The sequence below is a fragment of the Dysgonomonas sp. 521 genome (assembly GCF_010501055.1).
Classification (GTDB): Bacteria; Bacteroidota; Bacteroidia; order Bacteroidales; family Dysgonomonadaceae; genus Dysgonomonas.
The window spans coordinates 2,427-8,815 of the sequence record NZ_QVMO01000125.1 but is presented as its reverse complement, the minus strand read 5'-3'; the positions used below and the strand labels follow the sequence as shown (position 1 = coordinate 8,815).

General features: G+C 37.6%; 6 protein-coding genes and 1 tRNA gene. 4 read left to right on the top strand and 3 right to left on the bottom strand.

Annotation, left to right across the window (positions count from 1 at the left end; all coding sequences use genetic code 11):
* Positions 1 to 109 precede the first annotated feature (109 nt).
* The gene (locus D0T84_RS20390) at positions 110 to 982 is read left to right on the top strand and encodes an esterase family protein (RefSeq protein ID WP_163309694.1); all 873 of its coding nucleotides are present in this window, start codon (positions 110 to 112) and stop codon (positions 980 to 982) included.
* 444 nt (positions 983 to 1,426) lie between these two features.
* Here D0T84_RS20390 and D0T84_RS20385 read toward each other — a convergent pair whose 3' ends face one another.
* From D0T84_RS20385 to D0T84_RS20375, 3 genes are all read right to left on the bottom strand, one after another.
* Complete coding sequence (locus tag D0T84_RS20385) at positions 1,427 to 1,741, bottom strand: toxin-antitoxin system YwqK family antitoxin (protein ID WP_163309693.1); 315 nt, start codon at positions 1,739 to 1,741, stop codon at positions 1,427 to 1,429.
* Positions 1,742 to 1,780: 39 nt separating this feature from the next.
* Positions 1,781 to 2,236: a hypothetical protein gene (locus D0T84_RS20380; RefSeq protein ID WP_163309692.1), complete on the bottom strand. Its 456-nt coding sequence runs from the start codon at positions 2,234 to 2,236 to the stop codon at positions 1,781 to 1,783.
* A 230-nt stretch (positions 2,237 to 2,466) separates the two neighbouring features.
* The gene (locus D0T84_RS20375; RefSeq protein ID WP_163309691.1) at positions 2,467 to 3,231 is read right to left on the bottom strand and encodes a ThiF family adenylyltransferase; all 765 of its coding nucleotides are present in this window, start codon (positions 3,229 to 3,231) and stop codon (positions 2,467 to 2,469) included.
* Between the two features lie 113 nt (positions 3,232 to 3,344).
* Here D0T84_RS20375 and purD point away from each other — a divergent pair, with 113 nt between their 5' ends.
* From purD to D0T84_RS20360, 3 genes are all read left to right on the top strand, one after another.
* Positions 3,345 to 4,616, top strand: a complete 1,272-nt coding sequence (gene purD, locus D0T84_RS20370; protein ID WP_163309690.1) for a phosphoribosylamine--glycine ligase — start codon at positions 3,345 to 3,347, stop codon at positions 4,614 to 4,616.
* A 2-nt stretch (positions 4,617 to 4,618) separates the two neighbouring features.
* Positions 4,619 to 5,638: a hypothetical protein gene (locus D0T84_RS20365; RefSeq protein ID WP_163309689.1), complete on the top strand. Its 1,020-nt coding sequence runs from the start codon at positions 4,619 to 4,621 to the stop codon at positions 5,636 to 5,638.
* Between the two features lie 176 nt (positions 5,639 to 5,814).
* Positions 5,815 to 5,888, top strand: a tRNA-Ile gene (locus tag D0T84_RS20360).
* The last annotated feature ends 501 nt before the right edge of the window (positions 5,889 to 6,389 follow it).

The following is a 6,389-nucleotide window of genomic DNA, read 5'->3' as shown; positions in this document are numbered from 1 at the left end:
GGGGGTACTTTTTCCAGAATATAGCTGAACCATCGCCTGAACATATTTGCAGGCCGGCATTTGGAAATGCTATTTTTATTTAGGACAGTATTGATAAATTATGTAAGATATGAAAAAGCTGTGTTTTAGTATTATTTTTCTTATTACAGTATCGGTGGCTGCGCAATCGCAGGAATCACAGAGCAGGATGGAGACAGGTACGCTTTATAGTAATGTCCTAAAAGCTGATCGTGATTACAATATTTTTCTGCCCAAAAGCTATTCAATAGATACAAACAAAAAGTATCCGGTTCTGTATTTGTTGCATGGCCTGATGGATACAAATAAAGGCTGGACCGAACGCGGACATGTGAAAGACGTAATAGACCAGTTAATGGCTTCAGGTGAAGCCTGTGAAATGATTATTGTAACACCAAATGCAGGAGGCGATATAAATGCAGGTGTGTGGAACGGTTATTTCGACATGCCCGGATGGAAATACGAAACTTTCTTCTTCTCTGAATTTTTACCGTATATAGAAAAGTCATACCGTGCAATCGGAGACAAGCAACACCGTGCGATAGCCGGATTGTCGATGGGTGGCGGCGGTGCAACTGCTTATGGGCAAAAGCACAGTGATTTGTTTGGGGCGGTATATGCAATGAGTGCCTTAATGTCGCGCCCTGCCGTGGAAAAGCCGGACGAAGATCCGAATAATAAAAGATACCTTCTTAATAAATCTGTTTACGAAAATGATTGTGTGAAATATGTAGAGGAATCGGATGATACGCGTAAAAATGAACTCCGTTCAATAAGGTGGTTTGTTGATTGTGGTGATGATGATTTCCTTTTCGATTCTAATATCAGATTTGTGCAGGCAATGCATAAAGCGGGCATCCCTCTCGAATTTCGTGTACGCGACGGAGGGCATACTTGGGAGTATTGGCATTCAGCTCTTTACACTTGTCTGCCTTATGTGTCTCGTAATTTTGGTAAAAAATAGTGCTATTATTAAAAGCATGCGAATCAAGGGTTGCTTTGGGTTGCAGTATACTATTATAAATCAATCTTCTGTTTTGCAGTCAGGGGTCTAAGTCCACGAAGTGGGCTAATATGGATAACCACGGGTAAAGCCCGTGGCAAAAGCAGGTAGAAATAGACCGTCTCCGTAGGAGGCGAATGACATTTNTTTTTGCTATTTGCCTCCTACGGAGACATATTCTTCAGTCAGTTCCTGCCACGGGTTTTACCCGTGGTTATCCACCTTCAGTCCCTTCGGGACAATAAGTTACTGTGCTTTTTAACCCTTGATTCGCATAAAGCATTATGTTATAAAAAAAATCAGTCGTTATTTACAATCTGTAACGGCTGATTTTTTTTATGCGAAAATTCAATGTATTTTATGCGCTTTCAGTTGAGTTGTTTGCAACCGGGTTTTCGGACTGACTTATAAAAAATCTTCAGATGCTTCGATATTGCCATCTTCATCCCAATAATTCCAAATGCCGGCTTCCTTCCCTTTTTCGTAATGACCTTCGGCTGCTTTCATGCCGTTTTCATGATAATCTGTCCATAGTCCGGTTTCTAAACCATCTTGATAATTACCATGTGACGCAATGTTTCCATTCTCATAGTATTCTTCGAAATAGCCATCTCTTATCCATTTAGTTTTATCTTCTGACATCTTTCGGGAGTATCGAAATCGCAAAGCTCCGGTCTCGTAAGGTATTTCAGCAATGTGCAATGTGTTATCTTTCTCCATACATATTTACTATTTATGTTCCGATTACCACTGTTTTGTTTAATCGTTGTGATATGGAATGTTCTTATATTCGCAGACTTCTACTATTTTTCCCTTTACGGTTTTCACATCATCATAAATTAAAACAGAAAGGTCTAGCTTTCGTTGTTTCTGTCCCCCATTCAGGAAGAAAATAACATAGCTGACACCTATGTTAACACTACTTACATTTGTCCAATCTATTGCAGATTTATTTTGTCCGGAAATGTTGGGCTTTACTGTATTGGTATCGATGGATAATGTTGTCCCCGATATCCATAATGTATTGCTAAGAAATAATATGGCTGCAAGGGCAAAGCCACCAAGGGCACAAAAGAATAGAATTCCGTAGCGGCTGGCAATTCCTTCGGTAATACAAAAATAAAGGGAGAATGCGGCTAGATAGGTTCCGATTATTATATATATGATTCTTTTATTTTTAGATACTCCGTTGTAATTAATAATTAATTCGTCCATACTATTGTTTAATTTATTGATACAAAGATGATAAATAATGCTGTAATATTAAGAAACTGTTTAAATTTTATACGAATATTTTATTATATCTTTTTCTTCGTTCATTTTTAGTCTGTTTTCGGCTGTTTTTTCCTTTCTCTCAACTCAACCAGCGGTCACAGGAGCGAAGCGTATGTAAATAAACATCTCTAAAAATTTGAACGAATAAAATTTAAACAGTTTCTAAGTTATTATTCTTTACAAATGTCCTGTATGATTAATCCGGCAAGAGTAAAACCGAAGATAGCCGTAATATGTACTAAGGTGCCATTTGTTTGAGCCTTGATGCTGGGGTTATGTTGTTTCAGTAATTCGGAACTTTCCGATTCATCATTTTCATATTTTAATCCTTTATTTTCCAGAATTTCATCACTATATACACATTTAAATTTCTTAGCCGGTTTTATCCCCTGTTTCATCTTACGGCGGAGAGCCGCTGCTAGGGGACATCCGCTTACTTTCCAAAATTCAGCGACTTTAATTCGTGTAGGATCCATTTTCAGCGCGGCACCCATCGATGAGTATAATCTGGCTTTAGTGCGTGTAGCAGTAAGTATTAAATGCGTCTTATGCTTCAGGCTGTCTATAGCGTCAATTATATAATCGTAAGTATGGAGTTGAAAAGATTCGGATGTCTCCTCACTATATATTCCATTTATGGCTTCTATTTCAGCTTCTGGATTAATATCCAACAGACGGGCTTTTAATACGTCAACCTTATATTGGCCTACTGTCTTGGTTGTAGCCATGAGTTGCCTGTTGATATTTGTTTCACAAACTTTGTCCGGGTCCACTATAGTGAGATGTTTCACTCCTGTTCGGATCAGGCTTTCGGCGCACCAACTGCCAACGCCTCCCACACCAAAGAGAATAACCCTTGCCGAGGCGATTTTGTTCATCATTTTATTGCCTAACAAGAGTTCAGCCCTTTTAAAAACACCTTTTTCTTCCAGCATCCTAATCTTTTTTCAGTTTTTTGGGGTTACAAACTTACAATAAATATTTCTGATTTCATGTTAATCAAATAATCATGTATCTTTGTTGCTCAAAGATTTATAACCACAAATTTATGAATATACTATTATTAGGAAACGGAGGCAGAGAAAGTGCGCTGGCCTGGAAAATGAAGCAGAGTAATAAACTTGATACGCTTTTTGTCGCCCCCGGCAATGCAGGTACACATGAGGTGGCAAAGAATATAGATTTATCGGCAACAGATTTTCCTGCTATAAAGCATTTTGTTTTAAGTAATGGTATAGGTATGGTTGTTGTAGGGCCCGAAGAACCTTTGGTAAGAGGTGTTTATGACTTTTTTGTGAATGATAGTGAACTGAAAAATATTCCGGTTATCGGCCCGTCGAAAGAGGGTGCCCAACTTGAAGGCAGTAAGGACTTTGCAAAGCAGTTTATGATGCGTCACAATATTCCTACAGCCCGATATAAGAGTTTTACGATAGATGAGTTGGACGAAGCATATCAATTTTTGGGAGAACTCAGTGCTCCCTATGTGCTGAAAGCTGACGGGTTAGCTGCCGGAAAAGGTGTTCTCATTATAAATAATATAGAGGAAGCTAAGCGCGAACTGAAAGAAATGCTGAGTGGTATGTTTGGTGCTGCCAGTAAGACTGTCGTTATCGAAGAATTTCTGTCGGGGATTGAATGTTCAGTGTTTGTGTTAACGGACGGGGACTCTTACAAAATATTACCGGTAGCGAAAGACTATAAACGTATCGGGGAGGGAGATACCGGACTGAATACGGGAGGTATGGGTGCTGTGTCGCCTGTATCGTTTGCTGATGATACTTTCATGAAGAAGGTGGAGGAGCGTATTGTGATGCCGACAATAGAGGGGCTCAAAAAGGATAATATCGTTTATAAAGGATTTATTTTCTTAGGTCTTATAGAGGTTGAGGGAGAACCAATGGTAATAGAATATAATGTGCGTATGGGAGACCCTGAAACTGAAGTTGTAATGTTGCGCATAAAGTCGGATCTGGTATCTTTATTGGAAGGAGTAGCTACAGGTACGCTAAGAGATAGATCATTGGAAATAGATGACAGGTATGCTGTTACCGTGATGCTGGTGTCCGGGGGGTATCCCGGAGATTATGAAAAGGATAAAGAGATAACAGGTCTGGAGTCAGTCTCAGGAAGTATACTTTTCCATGCAGGAACTAAATTGAACGGTGGTAAGGTACTCACAAGTGGAGGCAGGGTTATCGCTGTCAGTTCGTATGGTAAGACTAAGGATGAAGCATTATCTGTATCTTTTGAGAATGCAGAAAAGGTATTATTTGACAAAAAGTACTATAGAAAAGATATAGGTTTCGATCTTAAATAAATATGGCGGCAGTTCCCAGATTTTATAAAAACCAAATAGCGGAAGGTAGAGGAATCCTTATTTTTTCTATAATATTTTCTATACTATTACGGATTCTGTTTGCTACATCTTTTGATGAATCTGCTGTAGACATGGATGTCTCAGGAGGGTACTTATGGCAGCTATTAAGTGCATTCTCAGGCAACTCTTTATACTCTCTGATTGGTAGTAGTGTTATTGTTGGATCTATGGCAATGTCTGTCGTTCATATTAATACAGATTCTGCACTGATAAGGAGGCGTACTCTATTGCCTCCTGCCATTATCATATTATTGTTTAGCTGCCATCCTTCGTTAATATGGATTTCTCCTGCTTATATCGGAGTATTGTTTATGCTTCTTGTTGTATCTTTACTATTCTCATCGTATAATGATTCTGAGAGGTCTCTTCCGGCATTTAAGATTACATTTATCTTATCTCTAGGCAGCTTGTTCACTCCTGTTCTGTTGGTTTATATTCCTCTCATGTGGCTTGGGCTTATTATAATGAGATGCTTTGATGTAAAATCTTTATTGACCTCTATATTTGGTTTCTTTATAATCTATTTTCCTGTTTTCTCATTTTATCTGTTTACTGATAATTTAAATGAGTTTCAGGCTCCGTTTTTAAGTGGTAGTAATGTACATCAATTGATAGAACTTCCTTTCCTAAACTACAATGCTATTACCTGGACTTTTCTTGGAATTGTTGCTTTTCTACTGGGTATCATTATTACTGATAATTATATAAACAGGCATAAAGATAAAATAAGAATAAGGGCTTGTCTTTCATTACTTACTTTTGTTACTCTGGTTTCTTTGTTGCTTTCTGTCTTTTTGAATGTTGCCCCGATAGTGAATTTGTATATCTCACTTGGTGTGGGTTCCCTGTTACTGGCTCATTTCTTTGCTCTGCCTGAAACAAAAGGGACTGTTATCCTTTTTTATACTTATTCTATTTTCTATTTTCTGTTCTGTGTGTTGTCTTTCTTATCTGTAGTATAAGATGTAAAAAAAATATTTTTTCTAAGTTTACTATATGCTACTGATATAAAATGTATTAGTATAGTAATTGGGAAAGAATAAGTGAATTTGCCGAATTGTTTTTTCTATAAAAGTTTGCTGAATTCAGCAAAAAGCAGTAATATTGCATCCGATTTCGGGTTAACCGCCGAAAATCCGGTCCTATAGCTCAGTTGGTTAGAGCATCTGACTCATAATCAGGGGGTCCCTGGTTCAAGCCCAGGTGGGACCACTTAAAAATCAGAGAGTTACGCGCAAGTGTAGCTCTTTTTGTTTTTTTGTTGCACGTGAATTGCACACAGCTAGCGGAATTGCCTATTTGTGATTGTGTGTATATTTAACCCCTAATTACCCCCTTTCGGCCAATTTGGAAGACTCGTTTCAAATCATACCATGTTTCAAAAACCATTGATAATTCAAAATCTTATATAATAAAGAATTCACTATCCGTATATGCTCAATTGGAGAAATCGTTTCAAATAATACCGTGTTTCAAAAACCATTGATAATTCAAAATCTTATATAATAAAGAATTCACTATCCGTATATGCTCAATTGGAGAAATCGTTTCAAATAATATCGTGTTTCAAAAACCATTGATACTTTAAAATCTTATATAATAAAGAATTCACTATCCATATATGCTCAATTGGAGAAATCGTTTCAAATAATATCGTGTTTCAAAAACCGTTGATATTTCAAAATCTTATGTAATAAAGAATTCACTATCCGT